The organism is Salinigranum rubrum, from assembly GCF_002906575.1.
Lineage (GTDB): Archaea > Halobacteriota > Halobacteria > Halobacteriales > Haloferacaceae > Salinigranum > Salinigranum rubrum.
This window is the reverse complement of record NZ_CP026309.1, coordinates 3,117,204-3,133,587: the sequence shown is the minus strand read 5'-3', so window position 1 is coordinate 3,133,587 and position 16,384 is coordinate 3,117,204. Positions and strand designations below refer to the sequence as shown.

General features: G+C 66.6%; 17 protein-coding genes and 1 pseudogene. 11 read left to right on the top strand and 7 right to left on the bottom strand.

The features are described from left to right. Positions 1-5: 5 nt before the first annotated feature. Together C2R22_RS15360 and C2R22_RS15355 are read left to right on the top strand one after the other, a co-directional pair. Positions 6-581 (top strand): TetR/AcrR family transcriptional regulator, encoded by a 576-nt coding sequence (locus C2R22_RS15360; RefSeq protein ID WP_103426530.1) that lies wholly within the window; start codon positions 6-8, stop codon positions 579-581. 156 nt (positions 582-737) lie between these two features. Next, a complete protein-coding gene (locus C2R22_RS15355; protein WP_103426529.1) occupies positions 738-1,445 on the top strand; it encodes a hypothetical protein in 708 nt (235 codons plus the stop codon). 603 nt (positions 1,446-2,048) lie between these two features. On the opposite strand, the gene ptsH1 is transcribed toward C2R22_RS15355, so the two are convergent. The 5 genes and pseudogenes from ptsH1 to nadE form a co-directional block, all read right to left on the bottom strand. Further along, a complete protein-coding gene (gene ptsH1 / locus C2R22_RS15350) occupies positions 2,049-2,318 on the bottom strand; it encodes a phosphocarrier protein HPr (RefSeq protein ID WP_103426528.1) in 270 nt (89 codons plus the stop codon). Continuing rightward, positions 2,315-2,788 carry a PTS sugar transporter subunit IIA gene (locus C2R22_RS15345; protein WP_394342368.1) on the bottom strand — a complete coding sequence of 158 codons (474 nt, stop codon included), beginning with the start codon at positions 2,786-2,788 and terminating at the stop codon, positions 2,315-2,317. The genes ptsH1 and C2R22_RS15345 overlap by 4 nt, the downstream gene beginning before the upstream one ends. Before the next feature lie 102 nt (positions 2,789-2,890). After that, positions 2,891-4,021 (bottom strand): PTS fructose transporter subunit IIC, encoded by a 1,131-nt coding sequence (locus C2R22_RS15340; protein WP_103426527.1) that lies wholly within the window; start codon positions 4,019-4,021, stop codon positions 2,891-2,893. Positions 4,022-4,239: 218 nt separating this feature from the next. Next, positions 4,240-5,166 carry a 1-phosphofructokinase gene (pfkB, locus tag C2R22_RS15335; RefSeq protein ID WP_103426526.1) on the bottom strand — a complete coding sequence of 309 codons (927 nt, stop codon included), beginning with the start codon at positions 5,164-5,166 and terminating at the stop codon, positions 4,240-4,242. A 301-nt stretch (positions 5,167-5,467) separates the two neighbouring features. Beyond that, a pseudogene (nadE, locus tag C2R22_RS15330) lies at positions 5,468-7,233 on the bottom strand (NAD(+) synthase). Positions 7,234-7,611: 378 nt separating this feature from the next. On the opposite strand from nadE, the gene C2R22_RS15325 reads away from it, so the two are divergent. The 6 genes from C2R22_RS15325 to C2R22_RS15300 all read left to right on the top strand — a co-directional run bounded on the left by C2R22_RS15325 (position 7,612) and on the right by C2R22_RS15300 (position 12,563). Beyond that, complete coding sequence (locus C2R22_RS15325; RefSeq protein ID WP_103426525.1) at positions 7,612-7,809, top strand: DUF7511 domain-containing protein; 198 nt, start codon at positions 7,612-7,614, stop codon at positions 7,807-7,809. Between the two features lie 182 nt (positions 7,810-7,991). After that, positions 7,992-8,351 carry a hypothetical protein gene (locus tag C2R22_RS15320; RefSeq protein ID WP_103426524.1) on the top strand — a complete coding sequence of 120 codons (360 nt, stop codon included), beginning with the start codon at positions 7,992-7,994 and terminating at the stop codon, positions 8,349-8,351. Beyond that, positions 8,348-9,244, top strand: coding sequence for an alpha/beta hydrolase (locus C2R22_RS15315; protein WP_245902786.1), 897 nt, complete (start codon positions 8,348-8,350; stop codon positions 9,242-9,244). Before C2R22_RS15320 ends, C2R22_RS15315 begins: the two co-directional genes overlap by 4 nt. Positions 9,245-9,327: 83 nt before the next feature. Next, positions 9,328-9,819 (top strand): hypothetical protein, encoded by a 492-nt coding sequence (locus C2R22_RS15310; RefSeq protein ID WP_162562524.1) that lies wholly within the window; start codon positions 9,328-9,330, stop codon positions 9,817-9,819. Between the two features lie 222 nt (positions 9,820-10,041). Then, positions 10,042-11,160 (top strand): glutamate-cysteine ligase family protein, encoded by a 1,119-nt coding sequence (locus C2R22_RS15305; RefSeq protein WP_103427701.1) that lies wholly within the window; start codon positions 10,042-10,044, stop codon positions 11,158-11,160. A 56-nt stretch (positions 11,161-11,216) separates the two neighbouring features. Next, positions 11,217-12,563 carry an ornithine cyclodeaminase family domain gene (locus C2R22_RS15300; protein WP_103426522.1) on the top strand — a complete coding sequence of 449 codons (1,347 nt, stop codon included), beginning with the start codon at positions 11,217-11,219 and terminating at the stop codon, positions 12,561-12,563. Between the two features lie 162 nt (positions 12,564-12,725). Here C2R22_RS15300 and C2R22_RS15295 read toward each other — a convergent pair whose 3' ends face one another. Continuing rightward, positions 12,726-13,130 carry a universal stress protein gene (locus tag C2R22_RS15295; protein ID WP_103426521.1) on the bottom strand — a complete coding sequence of 135 codons (405 nt, stop codon included), beginning with the start codon at positions 13,128-13,130 and terminating at the stop codon, positions 12,726-12,728. Positions 13,131-13,319: 189 nt separating this feature from the next. Here C2R22_RS15295 and C2R22_RS15290 point away from each other — a divergent pair, with 189 nt between their 5' ends. From C2R22_RS15290 to C2R22_RS27015, 3 genes are all read left to right on the top strand, one after another. Continuing rightward, positions 13,320-14,327, top strand: a complete 1,008-nt coding sequence (locus C2R22_RS15290; RefSeq protein WP_103426520.1) for a DUF7490 domain-containing protein — start codon at positions 13,320-13,322, stop codon at positions 14,325-14,327. Beyond that, positions 14,324-14,776 (top strand): hypothetical protein, encoded by a 453-nt coding sequence (locus tag C2R22_RS15285; RefSeq protein ID WP_103426519.1) that lies wholly within the window; start codon positions 14,324-14,326, stop codon positions 14,774-14,776. Before C2R22_RS15290 ends, C2R22_RS15285 begins: the two co-directional genes overlap by 4 nt. Positions 14,777-15,044: 268 nt before the next feature. After that, positions 15,045-15,167 (top strand): hypothetical protein, encoded by a 123-nt coding sequence (locus C2R22_RS27015; RefSeq protein ID WP_281259241.1) that lies wholly within the window; start codon positions 15,045-15,047, stop codon positions 15,165-15,167. Between the two features lie 170 nt (positions 15,168-15,337). Here C2R22_RS27015 and C2R22_RS15280 read toward each other — a convergent pair whose 3' ends face one another. After that, a complete protein-coding gene (locus C2R22_RS15280) occupies positions 15,338-16,366 on the bottom strand; it encodes a medium chain dehydrogenase/reductase family protein (RefSeq protein ID WP_103426518.1) in 1,029 nt (342 codons plus the stop codon). Positions 16,367-16,384 lie beyond the last annotated feature (18 nt).

Below are 16,384 nucleotides of genomic sequence, written 5' to 3'. Positions count from 1 at the left end.
CACCGATGGTTTCGACTGAAGAGCGCATCATGGAGGCGACGTATCGCGTTCTCGTCGACGACAGCTATTCGGAGCTGTCTATCCGACGCATCGCCGACGAGTTCGACGGGAGCCAGTCACTCATCTACTACCACTACGACGACAAAGAGGACCTCCTCGCGGGCTTTCTCACCTACCTGCTCGACGGGTTCGAGCAGGAACTCGAGACGGCCGACACCGACGACCCTCTCGAACGACTGCTCGCGCTCGTCGACCTGGTCGTCCCCCAGCGCGAGACTCCCGACCTCCTCTCCTTCCACCAGGCGCTCGGGGAGATACGGATGCAGACGCCGTACCACGACCGCTACCAGGACCAGTTCGCGGCGTTCGACGCCAGGCTCCGGTCCGAACTCGAGACGACCATCCAGCGCGGCCTCGACGACGGAATCTTCGTCGATGTCGACGCTTCGGACGCCGCCGAACGGCTGCAACTGCTGCTGTCCGGTGTTCTCTGTCACTACGTCCCGATGTGCGACTGGGACGGCATCGAACGCGGTCAGACAATCATCGAGGCCGAGATCGAGTCGTGGCGCCCCGACTGAATCGAGCCGCGCGCCCCGTGCCGTCGTCTCGACCGGCGTGACGGGCTCGGTCTCCGTCGCGTCTCTCGCACCGGAGTCGGCGTCGTGGGTCGTGCTGTAACGCGGCACGAGCCGACACGCCCGCGTTTTTTACCCCCGCCGACGCTCTCTGAGTCGATGGGTACGCTCGCACTCGACATCGAGACGGCCAGCCCCTTCGAGTCTCCCGACCCGAGCGACTTCGACGACACGCGCTACTTCGAACTCGTGGCGGTCGCGCTCGGCTATCGCCCCGCCCCGAACGCCGACCCCGAACTCGCCGTCTTCCTCCGCCGCGGCGGCTGGGCGGTCGAACACACGGCCGACCTGCTCGTGCGAGCGATGGAGTGGTGCGACGACCGGGAGTCCGACCGTCTGCTGACGTACAACGGCGAGGGGTTCGACCTCGTCCACCTCCGGAACTGGGTCGACGAGGCCGCGGAGACCGGACACTCCGACCTCGGTGAGCGGTTCGACCGACTCACCGCTCGGCATCTGGATCTCAAACGCCCCGCGACGGAACGGTACCGCGACCGCCTCCCCGGGCGCGCGTCGTTCCACAAGCTCGAACGGGTCTGCCGGTGGGAAGGGATCGACGTCGAGGAGACGCGTTACGCCGACTACGACCTCAACCCCGACTTCCTGCGGGGTGTGGGCGTCCCCGAACGCGACGCGGCCGTCGAGGGGAAACACGTCGGGCAGGGACTCGGTGCGGCGTACGTCGAGGGCGTCGCCGCCGGCCTCGACGACCGCCTCACCTACCGCGAACTCGACCGACTCCTCCGCGACTACGCTCGCTCGGACGTGGCGGCGCTGTTCGAGTTGGCCGACGCGCTGGCTGTCTGAACCGATGGCTGGGGACGAATCAGGGTCCATGGTGGAGGTGAGAACACGGACGAGACGAGTGCAGTGAGAACACGGCCGTGACCGTCACGCGCCACCGCACCGCCCCGTCTCGTGCCGTGGGGGTCGGCGCGTGAGAGTGAGCGACTAAGGAACGAACGAACGCGCGAGGGTCGACTCGCGCCTCTGTGCGCGAGCCACCGGCGGACGAGTCCGCCGAGCCATCCACTTGCTCCCTCTGGTCGCTCGTGGTGCCACCGGCTGGGGAGGTCTTCGTGAACGAGTGAAACGAGTGCAGGCTCGGAGCAACGGAGTTGCTCCGGTGGGTGAGGCTGCGGTCTCACCGCGCCCGTGCGTCGTGAGGTCTCCCCGCCCGCACCAGTCGATTCGGAGATACCCCGCGACACGCTCTCCAGTCGGTACTGCACCTGTACTCGGTGCTCCCAACACTCCTCTCGTGAGGGTAGCCGTTCACACGAAAGTGCGAGAACTCAGGGACGTCAGGAGACGCGCTTCTTCAGGTCCGAGAGAACCCCGCCGGACTTCCTCTCGTTCTCCCGGCGTTCCGGTGTGCGTAGCCAGTGGTCAGTCCGGGGTTCGCTTTCGCTACTCGCTCTCGGGCGTCGAGAGCACGGCTTCGAGCGCGTCGAGCGCCTCTTCGGCGTCCGCGCCGTCGGCGACGAGTCGGACCTCCTCGCCCGACTTCACGCCCAGACCGGTGACGACGAGCATGCTCCCCGCGGGCGCGAGGTCGCCGTCGGGCGTTCCGATCTGGATCTCAGAGTCGTACTCGTTGACGGTCTCGACGAACTTCGAGGCGGGGCGGGCGTGCAGACCCGCCTCCGGGACGACGGTGACGACCCGTTCGAGGCTCATCCGGAGACCGCCTCCTTGAGGGTGTCGCGGACGGCCCCGACGGTTTCGGCCTCACGGAGCGACTCGCGGACCTCTTCGTGCATGAGTGCGCGCGAGAGCGAACTGAGGATTTCGAGGTGCTCCTCGCCGCCTTCTTCGGGGACGATGAGCATGAACAGCAGGTGCGCGGGCTTGTCGTCCATCGCGTCGAAGTCGATTCCCTCCTCGGACCGGGCGAACACCACCGACGGTCGGGTCACCGCCGACGTTTTCGCGTGGGGGATGCCGATGCCGAAGCCCACGCCGGTCGTCGCCTCCTCCTCGCGCTGGAGCAGGTCCGAGAGCGCCTGCTCGCGGTCGTCGACGCGGCCCGCTTCGACCGCCACGTCGAGCAGGAACTCGATGCACTCTTCTTTCGACGCGGGTGGCTGTTCGAGCGTTACCAGTTCGGGCGGTGTCAGTCGGTCGATGTCGGTGGGGTCGATTGTCATGGTGCGGTGTGGTGGGGTGGGTGTGGGCTGTTCGAGCGCTCGGTGCTGTACTCGTTGGTGAGACGACAAACGGTCGGTCCTCGACAGGGGCGCTTGCGGTACTCAGTCACCCGCCTGTGCGCTGGGACTGGTGGTGCCGGCCTCTTCCTCGAAGTCGCCCTTCAGCAGGGTGGCGATGGCGGCGGTGACGAGCGAACCGAGGACGATGCAGCCGAGGAACATCAGCGGTTGGTTCGAGAGGGGGATGACGAAGATGCCGCCGTGGGGGGCGCGCATGCCGACGCCCAGCGCCATCGAGAGCGCGCCGCCGACTGCCGACCCGGCGACGATCGAGGGAATCACGCGCAGGGGGTCGGCGGCGGCGTACGGAATCGCGCCCTCGGTGATGAACGAGAAGCCGAGGATGATGCCGTTTTTGGCGTTCTGGTACATCTCCTCGGCGTACTTGTGCGGGGCGATGAAGTTCGACAGCGCGAGGCCGATTGGGGGGATCATCCCCGCGATCATTACCGCGGCCATGGGCTCGTAGATGCCCTCGCTGACTAACCCGACCGAGAAGACGTACGCGACTTTGTTGACGGGCCCGCCCATGTCGAAGGCCATCATGGCGCCCAAAATCGCACCGACGAAGAGCGCCTGGCTGCCGCGCATGCCCTCTAAGAAGGCGGTGAGCGCCTGGTTGGCGAGCGCGACGGGCGCGCCGATGACGAACAGGACGATGGGCGCTAAGACGGCGACGGTGGCGACGGGAATCAACAGGACGGGCATCATGGGCTGGATGGCGCTGGGGACGTCGCGGTTTTTGAACCAGCGGGCGACGTAGCCGGCGACGAGGCCAACGACGAGAGCGCCGAGGTAGCCCGCGGTGGCGCCGTCGGCGTTGAATCCTAACACCTTGCCAGCCTCGGTGACGATGGTGCCCTGTTGGATGATCCAGGTGAGGACGAACCCGGGTGCGAGGCCGGGTCGGTCCGCAATGGCATAGGCGATGTACGCACCGAGAACGGGAACCATGAGGGTGAGGCCGGCGACGCCGATCTGGGCGAGGTACCAGCCGACGCTGCCGGTGTTGTTGAACACTTCGACGGTGTCGCCGGCGGCGAAGCCGAGTGCGAGGAAGATCCCGCCGATAGTGACGAACGGGATCATGAACGAGACGCCGGTCATGAGGTCCTCCTTGACGGAGGTGACGTGCGAACGCAGCGCGCTCTCCGCTTTGTCAGTGGTGCTCATTGCGTGTCTGTCACCATCGTTCACCAGTGAGTGACTAAATACTATCGAATATGATTGTTTCTATTCAAAAACATAGAAATAAAAAAGAAGTGTGCAGACTTTTCCATCTGTCGGGCTGAATACCACGTCGAGGCGGGTGACAGTCCGTGCACAGTCGGAGAACGGGGATGGGATATCGAGACGAGAAGCGAGTCGTTCGAGGAGGGAACGAGCGACCGTCAGTGTGCCTGCACGCCGTAGTCGTCGGTCCCGACGAGGTCCGCGACGGCGTCCGCGGCGGTGCCGGCGGTGCCGACGACGCACGTGGCGACGTCGACGCCGAGTTCGAGCGCGTCCTCGTCGTCGTAGCCGCGGACCCACCCGGCGAGGACGCCGGAGAGGAGCGCGTCGCCCGCACCGACCGTGTCGACGACGTCCACGTCCGCCGCGGGGACGTGCGTGGTTTCGGTCTCGGAGACGAGGAGCGCGCCGTCGGGACCCAGCGAGGCGACGACGCGGTCGTAGCCCCGCTCGCGGAGCGCTTCCGCCGCGGCGACGCACTCGTCGACCGTGTCGACGGGGAGGCCGGTGGCCTCGTGGAGTTCCTCGCGGTTGGGCTTGCACGCGGCGTAGGTGGCGTCGAGGCGCGAGAGCGCGGCGCCGTCCACGTCGACGACGGTCTCCCATCCGCCCGCGTCGGCGATGGCGTCGACCGCCCCGACGTCGAGCCCCGGGGGGAGGCTCCCGCCGACGACGACCGTCCCGGGGTCGTGCGCCTCGATTCGCTCGACGATGCGCGCGACGGCGTCGGCGTCGACCGTCGGGCCGCAGTGGTTGATCTTGTACTCGGCGTCGGGCGTCGACAGCGTCACGTTCAGCCGAGTGTTGCCGGGAACGGAGACGAAGTCGTGGGCGATGTCGCTCTCGTCGAGGCGGGTGCGGATGAACGACCCGGTGAAACCGCCGAGGAGACCTGTCGCCACCGACGGGACGTCGAGCGCGTTCAGGTAGCCGGCGACGTTGATGCCCTTGCCGCCGGCGTCGAATCGGGCGTCGTCGGTCCGGGCCACCGTCCCGTCGGCCAGCGGTCCGGTCCGGACGGTGTAGTCGATGGCCGGGTTGAACGTCACCGTGACCACGGGCGGGGTATCGGTGTCGCGTGCCATCGTCATCGCCTCCTCGCGTGGCTGCTCTCGTGCGCGTGGCGCGAGGGGTATGCGAGAACGGACGCACCCTGCTGTGTGGGTTGGTACGGTGAAGCTGGTGGGCTCATCTCGCGCAAACGTTCACCCTATACTGCAAAAGTAGTTTTGAATGTGATTGTTTTTGATTACACGGCCGGAACGTATCGGTCCACCGTTCAGCGGAACGACAACAGACGGACAGGACCCTTCCGATCTCGGTCGGTGTCGTCGACGGACGCGAGCCATCGGAGAACTGTCCGTCTCCCGGCGGTGTCCGTACGGGTCACTCCCCGTCCCAGCCGTTGATGATCGGTTCGCGGAAGTCGGTACCGAACGCGCGGCCCGAAACGGCGACGACGGGCGGCGTCTGGACGCGCTTGAACGTGTTCCGCTTCATCCGGCGGTAGGTGTCGTAGACGACTTCGGCGAACCCCCCGGCGTCGAGTTTGTCGTACACAGTGTGTCCCTCGTCGTCGGGACGGTACCGGTCTTCGTCCAACTCCCGACGCTCGAACCGCGCGACGATTTCGGCGGGACTCATCCGCCCCTCCAGTAAATCGCTGACGACGGGTGCGACGACGTCGTAGTCGAACGGGTCGACCTGGTCCGCGCTGAGTTCGGCGCTCGGGGGGATCTCGAACACCTCCCTGGGGACGACCTCCCGACCCGCCCGCTCGTTGACGTACGCGGCCACGTCGTAGACGTCGCGCTTCGAGAGGTCTCCGAGGATGGAGAGCCCACCGCAGGCGTCGCCGTACAGCGTCACGTAGCCGAGCGCCATCTCCGTCTCGTTGCCGTTCGTCACGAGCAGTCCCCCGAATCGTTCGAGGCGAGCATCATCAGGAGGCCCCGAACGCGCGCGTAGAGGTTCTCCTTCGCGACGTCTCGACTGACAGAACCGACGTGGGACTCGTAGGTGTCGAGCAGTTCTTCGAACGACGACTGCACCGGGACGACGCGGTAGTCGACGCCGAGGTTCTCGGCGAGTCGAGCGGCGATTCCCTTCGTCGTCTCCGTGTTGACGGCGGAGGGCAGGTTGTAGGCGACGACGTGCTCTGGACCGAGAGCCTCGACGCAGATGGCGAGGCCGAGCGACGAGTCGATGCCGCCCGATACCGACTCGATGACCGTCTCGAACCCCGTTCGTTCCGCGTAGCCGCGGAGGCCGAACGCGAGCGCCTCGAACAGTTCCTGCTCGCGGCGCTCGGGAGCGACCTCGTCCCCCGGCGCGACGAGCGGGCCGTCCTCCCGGGAGACGCCTCCCGCGACGTGGTGGCCGACGCCGTCGTCGCCGAGTTCGACCGTGACGAGGTCGGTGTCGAACTGCGCGCCGCGGGCGAGGAGCGCGCCCGTCGCGTCGATAGCGAGCGAGTCGCCGTCGAAGACGATGACGTTCCGGCCGACGTCGGCGACGCTGGCGGTGTTGACGTACAGGAGGGGGACGCCGGTCGCGGCGACGTGCTCGCGGATGACCGCCGCGCGGTCGGCGCGTTTTCCGACCTCGAACGGCGAGGCGTTGAGGTTCACCACCACGTCCGCCCCGCCGTCGACTAACTCCCGGACGGGCCGGCGGTCGTACGCGTCGTCCCACATGTCCTCGCAGACCGAGACGCCCAGCGCGACCTCCTCTCCGTCGACGTCGACCGGAACCGGCGAGACTTCCTCGCCCGGTTCGAAGTACCGCTCGTCGTCGAAGTACCGGTAGTTCGGCAGGAGGACTTTTCGAGCGACGCCGACGACCTCGCCGTGCTGGCAGACGGCGGCGGCGTTGTATCTGGCCTCGCCCTCGCGGTCGACGAAGCCGACGACGGCGGCCGTCTCACCGGTGTGGGCGGCGACCCGTTCGAGGCCCTCGCGGTTGCGGTCGACGAACGTGTCGTCCTCGACGAGGTCGAGGATGCAGTAGCCGGTGACGGCCATCTCGGGGAAGACGACGACGTCCGCACCCTCTTGGGTCGCGCGGTCGTACGTCTCTCTGAGCTGTTCGACGTTGCGGTCGATGTCGGCGGTGGTCGGGCCGAGTTGGGCGAGTGAGAGCGTGAGCGTCATGCGGAAACGGTCGTGGACGGGAGTGCCCCGACGGTCGTTGTGGTTTCTCGGGAGTCGAGCGGCTTATACTGTCGGTCGTCCCACTCGGTGAACGCTGCCGCTTCGGCCACGATACTCGATGCCAGCACGGGCGTGCGAACAGATACCACGCGCGTATCGTGTGATTCTCTCTTCTGATGGCGACATTCTTGAAAAAAGACGTATCTGTACCCCGAGTCACTGCCGTATTCTCACCCACGATAACTGGTGGCACATGTTTATATATCGAAAGGCCGCAGATGAATTTGTGCCCGGCACGGGGGCACCCACCACCGAAAACCACCACCACATGCAACCTCCCGCCCCCGTCCGGGACACCCACAAACCCACCACCCCACCATGAGCGCCATCGAACCGTCGAACCAGAGCCAGCACACCCACCTCGAGGAACTCCCGCAGTTCGACCTCGAATACCTCTTCGACGACGACGACTGCCCGACAGAGGTAACCATCTTCGCGGACGACCCGGAGAGCCTCTCGACGCGATGGATCACCATCGACCGTGATTTCGCGGTGCCGCTCGAAGAGGTCCGCTGACCTCGACGGTTCCGGCGCGACGGTCCTTCGTTCGGACGACGACTGCGACCGTCACTCGGCCACGCCGTGTCGGACCACGGCCACCGGCTTTTTATACGACCCCACGACGCGCGAGCGACCGCGCTCGATTTTCCGCCTCGGTCGCGGCAAGGATTTAGCCGTCCCCTGACATAGGACGAGGTATGTCCGATGTCGTCGACGGCCTCGAAGGTGACTTGCGAAGCAACGGGATCAGCGTCGAGGAACTGAGCGTCGAAGAGGGGGTCGATCTCACGTATCTCACGGCGTTCCCCGGAAGCCGTATCAACCACCAGGAGATGGGCCGAGCGTGCAACACGTTCCTCGACCGCGCGGAGGCGGGCGAGTGGTCGCCCCGTCGGGTCGACGCGACGGTCCTCCGTTCGGAGGACGACGTCCTCGGGACGTGGCACATCGAACCCGAGTGGATCACGGCGTACACCGAGTACCGGTTCAGCGACGAGGACTTCTCCGAGCGCGTTCTCGACACATTGAACCACCGGCGAGAGGAGGTCCAGTCGTGAACTCCCGCGCCCGACTCGTCGACCGTCCCTCGAAGTTCGACTACTCGCGCGTCACCGTCACGTTCGACAGCGGCGGCGACGCCTGTACGGGGTGGCTGTACCGACCCGACCGTCCGACGGACGCACCCGTCGTCGTGATGGCCGGCGGCCTCGCGCTCCCCCGCGAGGTGCTCCGACCGCTGGCCGAGCGGTTCGCCGAGGCCGGCTACGCGACGTTCTGCTTCGACTACCGCGGCGTCGGCGACAGCGAGGGCGAACCGCGCGGACTGCTCTCGCCGTCGCGCGCCGTCGCCGACTGGGAGGAAGCGGTCGCGCGCGTCCGCGAACTCGACGGCGTCGACGCTCGCTCGCTCGTCCTCTGGGGGCACTCGCTCGGCGGCGCCCACGCGCTCTCCGTCGCGGCCGACGACCCCCGAATCCGTGCCGTCGTCGCCGTCGCGCCCGTCCTCTCGGGGAAGTCGCTGGTCCGCGCGCGGCCGCTCCCGGACGTGGTGAAGTCGCTCGCCGCGGGCGTCCGCGACACCGTCCAGAGCAAGCTTCCCCGCTTGGGACCGTACACGGTCCCCCTCGCCGGCGACGACACCGACGGGGCGCTCGTGCCGGACACCTCGTTCAGGGGGGCGTACCGACGGCTCACCTCGATTCCGGACGTCCCCGCCCGGTCGTTCCTGGTGCTCTCCGGATACCAGGTCTCGCTCGACGACGTCGCCTGTCCCACCCTGCTGGTCGCCGGCAGCTACGACGACCTCGCGCCCGCGGACGGCCTCGCCGACGAGGCCGCGGACCACCCCGACGCGACGGTGCTCCGGGTGCCGGCGACGCACCTCGACCTCCTCGACGACGAGGGAACGCTCGACCACACGCTCGTCTTCCTCGACGGCCTCTTCGGCTGACGCGCCGCCCGGTCGTCGAGGTCACATTCGACATTGAGAACCGGGCGCGAACGCTTATACGCTCGGCCAGCTGTACCAGATGCGTGACTCTCACTGTACCGAGAACGATAGCGGTTCTTCTCGCGGCGCTCATGGTGGCGAGCCTCGCCACTCCGGTCGCGGCGCAGGAGCAACCGTGGGACGACGAACTCTACGAGCGAATGGTCGAGATGCGCGAGCCGTACAACGAACAGGCGGCGTCGCTCGACCTCGGCGTCGCGGACGGGATGATCGCGAACGAGCGAATCACGTTCGAGGTGACGAGAGGAGGCGAGACGGCGCACTTCTGGCTCGAAACCGACGGCGAGAAGCGGATCACCGACATGGGCCGCGGCGAACACGAGAACCCGACGCTCGTCGCGAAGACCGACGCCGCGACCATCCGAAGCGTCGCGACGTCCGAGACGCCCTCGGCCGCGATGGCCTCAGCCGTCGAATCGGGCGACATCACGTTCACCGGCCAGAGCGCGGGGAAGTGGACCGCGACCACCGTGTTCAACATCGCGCTCAGCGTCAAGAGCTTCCTCGGGCTCTGACTTCCGCTCCCGATTCGACTCGCGGCCTGGCCGTCGCCCACCTTCTTTCTTTCGACGTACACACATTCGATTATTTTAAACTCGAACGTCCAATTCTAGTTCGATATGTGGCTCAGATGTCGATAGATTCTTGTGTTCTTTCGTTGTATCGTGATTCACGACGGTCGGCCGTCGGCGCGTACCGGCCGACCCGACGAGGCGCGTACCGGAACAGGGACAACCGTGTCAGCATACGATTCGAGACCGATACGGCGGAGCATCGAGGTGGAGTACTGGGTCATCGACGACGAGGGACGGCTCGTCGAACCGGGCGACCTCGTCGAAGTCGCCGCGGGGACCGAGCGGGAGTTCGTCGAGCCACTCTTGGAGATCAAGACCACACCCTGTGAGACGACGGCGGAGCTCGAGGCGGAGCTGTTCGACCGCCTTAGGCGGGTCCTGCAGCGGGCCGACGAACTCGACAAGGGGCTCGTTCCCCTGGCGACGCCGCTGACTCACGAGGAGATCGACGAGCGACCGAGCGAGCGAACCCGCATCCAGAACGAGGTCGTCGGCGAGAACTTCGAGTACGTGCGTCACTGCGCGGGGACACACGTCCACGTCGAGCAACAGCCCGGGCGCGCCGTCGACCAGTTCAACACGTTCGTCGCGCTCGATCCCGCGCTGGCGCTGGTCAACTCCTCGCCGTACTTCCGCGGCGAGCGACTGTGTGCCGGCGCGCGCTCGAAGCTCTACCGCCGAATGGGCTACGACGACGTCCCCCACCAGGGGTGGCTGTGGCGCTACCTCGACGACGCCGACGAGTGGGACCGTCGTCTCGAACGACGCTACGACGAGTTCGTCGCCCGGGCGGTCGAGGCGGGCGTCGACCGACGGACCGTCGAGTCCAGCTTCGACCCCGAGAGCGCGGTCTGGACGCCCGTCCAGTTCCGCGAGGCGTTCGGGACGGTCGAGTGGCGCTCGCCCGACACCGCGCTCCCGAGCCAGGTCGTCCGGCTGGCCGACACGCTCGCGTCGACCGTCGACCACCTCCGCACGACCGAGACCGAGGTCCGCATCGAGGGCGACACCGGACGCATCGACGAGGAGGGCGTCGTCCTCCCGACGTTCGATTCGGTCCTCGACTACGTCGAGGCCGCCATCGACGAGGGGCTCGACTCCGACCCCCTCCGTGCGTACCTCGACCGGATGGGGTTCGACGTCGACGCGTTCGAGCCGCTGTCGGGCGAGTTCGACGACCGCGGTCGGCTCTCCACTGCGGAGGCGCGTAACATCCGGCTACGGTACGCGGACCGCCTCGCACACGACGTCCAGCGGTCGCGGGTGGTCCGCGGCGACTGACTTTCCTCGCCCGCGGACCCACAACTCTCATACCCCCGACGCACGTCCCTCCGTCGATGACAGCCTCCCGCACGGTCGAACTCGAGGGTCACATCATCGACTCGGGGATGATGCAGCAGGCCTTCGGCATCGTCATGGACATGGGCGGCAACTTCGACGTCGAGGAGTTCGAGGTCGGGACCCACAAGGAGGCGGAGTCGTACTGCCGGATGGCGGTGTTCGCCGACTCCGACTCGGACCTCCAGGAGATACTCCACGAACTCCACCAGATCGGGGCGAACCTCACCGACCCCGTCGACGCCCACCTCGAAGCCGCACCCGCCGACCGCGTCGTTCCGACCGGCTTCTACTCGACGACGAACCATCCGACGCAGGTCCGCTACCGGGGTGAGTGGCTCGACGTCGAAAACATCGAGATGGACTGTGCCATCGTCATCGAGTCCGGCGACGGAGAGCACGAGGCGCAGGGCGCCTCGGACGGATCGAGCGGGGACGACGAGTCCCCGCGAGGCGACCCCCGCGCGTACACGAAGGTGCTCAACGCCATCCGCGAGGGCGACCTGGTCGTCACCGACGAGGCCGGCATCAGGGTCGACCCGCCCGAGCGTCCCCGCGACTCCTCGGGTCCGTTCGGCTTCATGCAGGGTGGGGTCTCCTCGGAGCGACCCTCGGAGTCGCTCATCCGACAGGTCGCCGACGCGATGAAGCGGACGAAAGAGGAGGGCGGGAAGATACTCGTCGTCACCGGGCCGGCGCTCATCCACGCCGGCGCGGGCGACGAACTCGCCCGTCTGGTGAGAGAGGGGTACATCGACATGCTCTCGGCGGGGAACGGCTTCGCCGTCCACGACATCGAGCGCGGCCTCTACGGGACGTCGCTCGGGATGGATATGGAGACGCTCGAACACCCCCGGAAAGGGCACAAGCACCACATCTACACCATCAGCGAGGTCATCCGCGCGGGCGGTATCGCCGAGGCGGTCGACGACGGCCTGATCGAGGAGGGCGTGATGTACGAGTGCGTCCGGAACGACGTCCCGTACGTGCTGGCTGGCTCGATTCGCGACGACGGCCCCCTGCCGGACACCATCACCGACTCCGTCGAGGCGCAGAACGCCATCCGCGAGCAGGCCCACGAGGCCGACATGGTGCTCATGCTCTCGACGCTTCTGCACTCGGTCGCGGTCGGCAACTGCCTCTCGTCGACGACTCGCGTCGTCTGCGTCGACATCAACCCCGCGACGGTGACGCAGCTACTGGACAGGGGGAGTTCGCAGGCCATCGGGATGGTGACCGACATCGGGACGTTCATCCCGACGCTGGCGGGGACGATTCTCGGCGAGGCCGACGAGGAGTCGGAGACGGTCGAGGACGCCGAGGAAGTCGACGCGGACGACGACTGAAACCGGGTCTCGGATAGGCTCGTCGTTCGGGATGAGCGAGTCGGTGGAATCGCACCGAGGAGTACGGGGATGGCTGCAGCGGTGGGTGGATGCGGATTCGTCGACAGGGACAGTGGTATCGACAGCGCGTCGGGCGGCACACGGACGCGGTGAGACTCCGACCTACTCGACCTGTTCGAGCGGAACCACGGCCATCGGCACCGGCGAGTTCAACAGAATCTGCTGCGCCGTCGACCCGAAGACGACCTTCGAGGTGGGGTTGCGCTTGCGGATGCCGATGACGAGTTCGTCGGCGTCGAACTCCGCCGCCGCTTCGAGGAGGTCCGCTTCGGGCTTGTTGTTCCGGACGTACTGGTGTGTCTCGACGGTACACTGCGCGCCGAGGCGGGACGAGACGGCGTTGAGGGCGTCCTCGCCGTCGCGGACGTCCTCGGCGGAGGTGTCGTCACCCCCCTTGAGGGAGTTGACGGCGACGACGGTGTCGCCCTCCCCCACGCGGGTCTGCAGGTAGTCACAGAGCGTCGCGGCGGTGTGGACCGATTGCGTTCCGACGACGTAGGTCGTCATACTGTCCCGCGCGTGGTAGACGCACAAAAAACTGCCCGCTGGTTCCTCAGGGCCGGTCGCGGCGTCCGTCGAGCGACTCCCGGACTCCGACGGCGGGAGTCCGACCGGTTGCTTCCGAGGCCGAACGCGACAGCCGCGAGCGGTCTCCACGGCAGAAAACATATACCGCGCTCCTATCATCTCCTGTCCATGCCCCGCGACAGAACACTGGCGGCGGGGGCGGTCGGTCTCGTCGCCGTAGCCCTCCTCGTCGCTGCGGCGGTCCCCGGCGTCCTCGCCGACCCCACGGACGACGGGCCGACCCGCCCCGGTCCTGTTCGGATCGCAGAGACGAGCATCGCACCCGGGACGGTCTCGGGTCAGACGACCGTCCTCCACGTCCAGACCCGACTCGACCACCGCGGTAACCCGACGCCGAACGTCAGCGTGCGCTTCCGCGCGACCGACGCCGAGTCGGGCTTCGTTGCGGCGACGGAGACGGTCGACGTCGGCACCCTCGACGAGGACGGCGAGACGCTCGTCCAGACGAACCTCACCGTCGAACGCGAGGGCGGCTACCGCATCGAGGCGACGGTGTTCCGCGACGGCGAACGCGTCGGGTCCGGCGGCAAGACCGTGTCGGGGCTCGAAGCGCTCACGCCCGAGTACGCCCGGACGAGCGTCGGTTTCACCGACTCGGCGGCGCTTCCGGCCGTGTCCTTCTCGGTCGCCTCTGTGAGTCAAAACCGGACGACGCTCGACCTCGCGGCGACGCTGACCAACCGCGGTGACAGCGGGTCCGAGAACCTCCGCGTGACGGTCGTGCTCCGGCAGGCCGACTCGAACATCGTCGCCGCGCGCTCGGAAGCGCAGGTGGGGACCATCCGCCCCGGTCGGACCGAGACGGTCGAGACGCAGGTCACGGTCCCGAGCGAGTACAACTACTACATCGACGCCGTGCTCTGGAAGGACGGCGTCGTCGTCGACACCGCCCGCTCGGCGGCGAACCTCGACCCGACCGAGCGAATCAGCGTCAACGAGACCGAACGCGAGGTGGAACTCCGCGTCGAGGACTTCTCGGGCAGCGACGACGAACGACCCCGCGCCGAAGGGACCGAGGCTCAGACCGTCTCGACCAGCGCGCCCGGATTCGGCGTCGGCGCCGCCGTCGCCGCCCTGCTGTCGCTCGCTCTCGTCGCCCGGAGGTGGGGCCGATGACGGACGCTGGGTCGTCCGAGAACGGAGGCGACACGAAGACCGCCGCTCGCGTCCGGCGGGGCCTCGACTACGCGCTCTTGGGTGGACTGGCCCTCCTCGGCCTCATCGCCGCCATCCAGTTCTACCTCGCCGCGGACCAGACCATCAACGTCTGGGTGACGCGGGAGTTCCGCCCGCCGTTCAAGATGGTGTTCAACCTCGTCGTCCTCCTCGTCGTCGGCATCGGCCTCTCGCGGCAGGTACGGCGTCTCAGTGGTGCGGACGGTCGCAGTGACGGTGAGGACGCCGAGAGCGGGGAATCGACGACCGACGCGACGACGGACGGTGGGGCCGCTTCGACCGACCCCGGTGGGCGACTCGGGTCGGCGAGCGAGGCTGGTGACGGTGACAGTGACGGCCGGCCGGGTCGAGACGCGTTCGACGGCGACTCCGACTCCGACCGGCGCTGACCGCCTCGCTTCCGTCGCTTCGTTTCTGTCTGTTTCGACTGTCGTCGGCGACGGCGCGTGTGTGGACGTACTGGTGAGCGACCGACGGGAGCGAACGGCGTGGTAGGCCTTCACGAGGGGGACTGAGCGACGGCCCGGGGCGACGGAGTCGACTCCCTCGTCCCCGTGCGCGCTCGCGCTCGAACCGCTACTTTCCGCTCTCCATCGTGTTCACCGGCGTCGCGTTCTTCATCGTCGGGGCGAGCCGAAGCCTCCTCACGGTGCGTCGATGGTACGTAACGGAGGCGGGATGTTCGTCGTCGGGATGGCCGCCGCGACGGTGGCGTTCGTCGTCGGGACGCTCCTGAAGGGACTGTGTGAGCGGAGCGGTCAGGCCATCGGGCGCTGTTGAACTCCTCGAAAGACGACAGCGTGCCGAATACAGAGAGTGTATGCAGCACGCGCTTCCTGTTCGGTTCAGGCCTTTGGGTGTGAAACAACCGTTCAGTAGATATGTGGGCGTGTATTCACGTTCCCGGGTCACACCGAAATTGAAGTCTGTGGGGTCCAAAATTGAGGGATTCAGTATTCACTCGGAACTAATACAACCTTACCTCGGACCCGCCCTGAATCCAACAACTCCAGTGCATCAGCGGCCTTTTCTAATGGGAACCGACACGCAACCTGTCCGTCTATTCTCTCCTCACCGAGGAGCGTTAGGACCTGTGTAAGATCTTCACTGAACCGACTTGGCCAACGTTGGACGTAATAGAACGTCGCTCGTTGTTTCCCACCCTTCAGTAGCTCGCTGGCGTTCCACAGTATCAACCGAGCGAGAATCGGAACGAACGGACGTAACCGGTGTCCGTCATCGTCAAGCGCGGACGCCACTCCGTACGAGACGAGTCTGCCGCCCGGACCGAGCATCCGCCACGAGTCGACTAACCCTGGTCCACCGACGTGGTCGAATACGGCATCCACACCATCTGGAGCGATTTCACGGACCCGGACCGGCAGATTGTCGATACGATAGTCGATTGGAACCGCACCAAGCTCCCGCACGAGATCATGCTTCGACGCCGACGCAGTCCCGATCACGTTCACGTCTGCTTCCCGAGCGAGTTGAGTGAGCACCGTTCCTACCCCACCTGAAGCGCCGTGAACAACAACTGTATCTCCTGCGTGGATTTGTGCGATGCGGTGAAGCATCTGGTATGCAGTCACACCGTTCGTAACAAGCGAGACCACTTCCACAGGGTCCAATCCGTCGGGAACCGGAACGAGTTTCTCAGCGGGTAATACGACGTGCGTAGCCCAACTGCCAGTTTCGGTGAGCGCGGCGACTTGCTGGCCGACCGAGAGGTGTGAGATGCCCGATCCGATCGTAACGACCTCACCGACGAGATCGTACCCGGGAACGAACGGGAACGCGGGCTGGTTGAAGTAGCGCCCACGCAGCATCTGGACTTCGGCAAACGAGACTCCGGCTGCTTTGACTCGAACTATCACTTCATCTGCTGCTGGAGAGGGTAGCCGTCGGCGGCGCAGACGGAGACCGTCCGCTGCGCCCTTCTGTGACATCACGACCTCAGTTACCTCGATGGATCCCATCGTTTGCGTGGGCCTAGA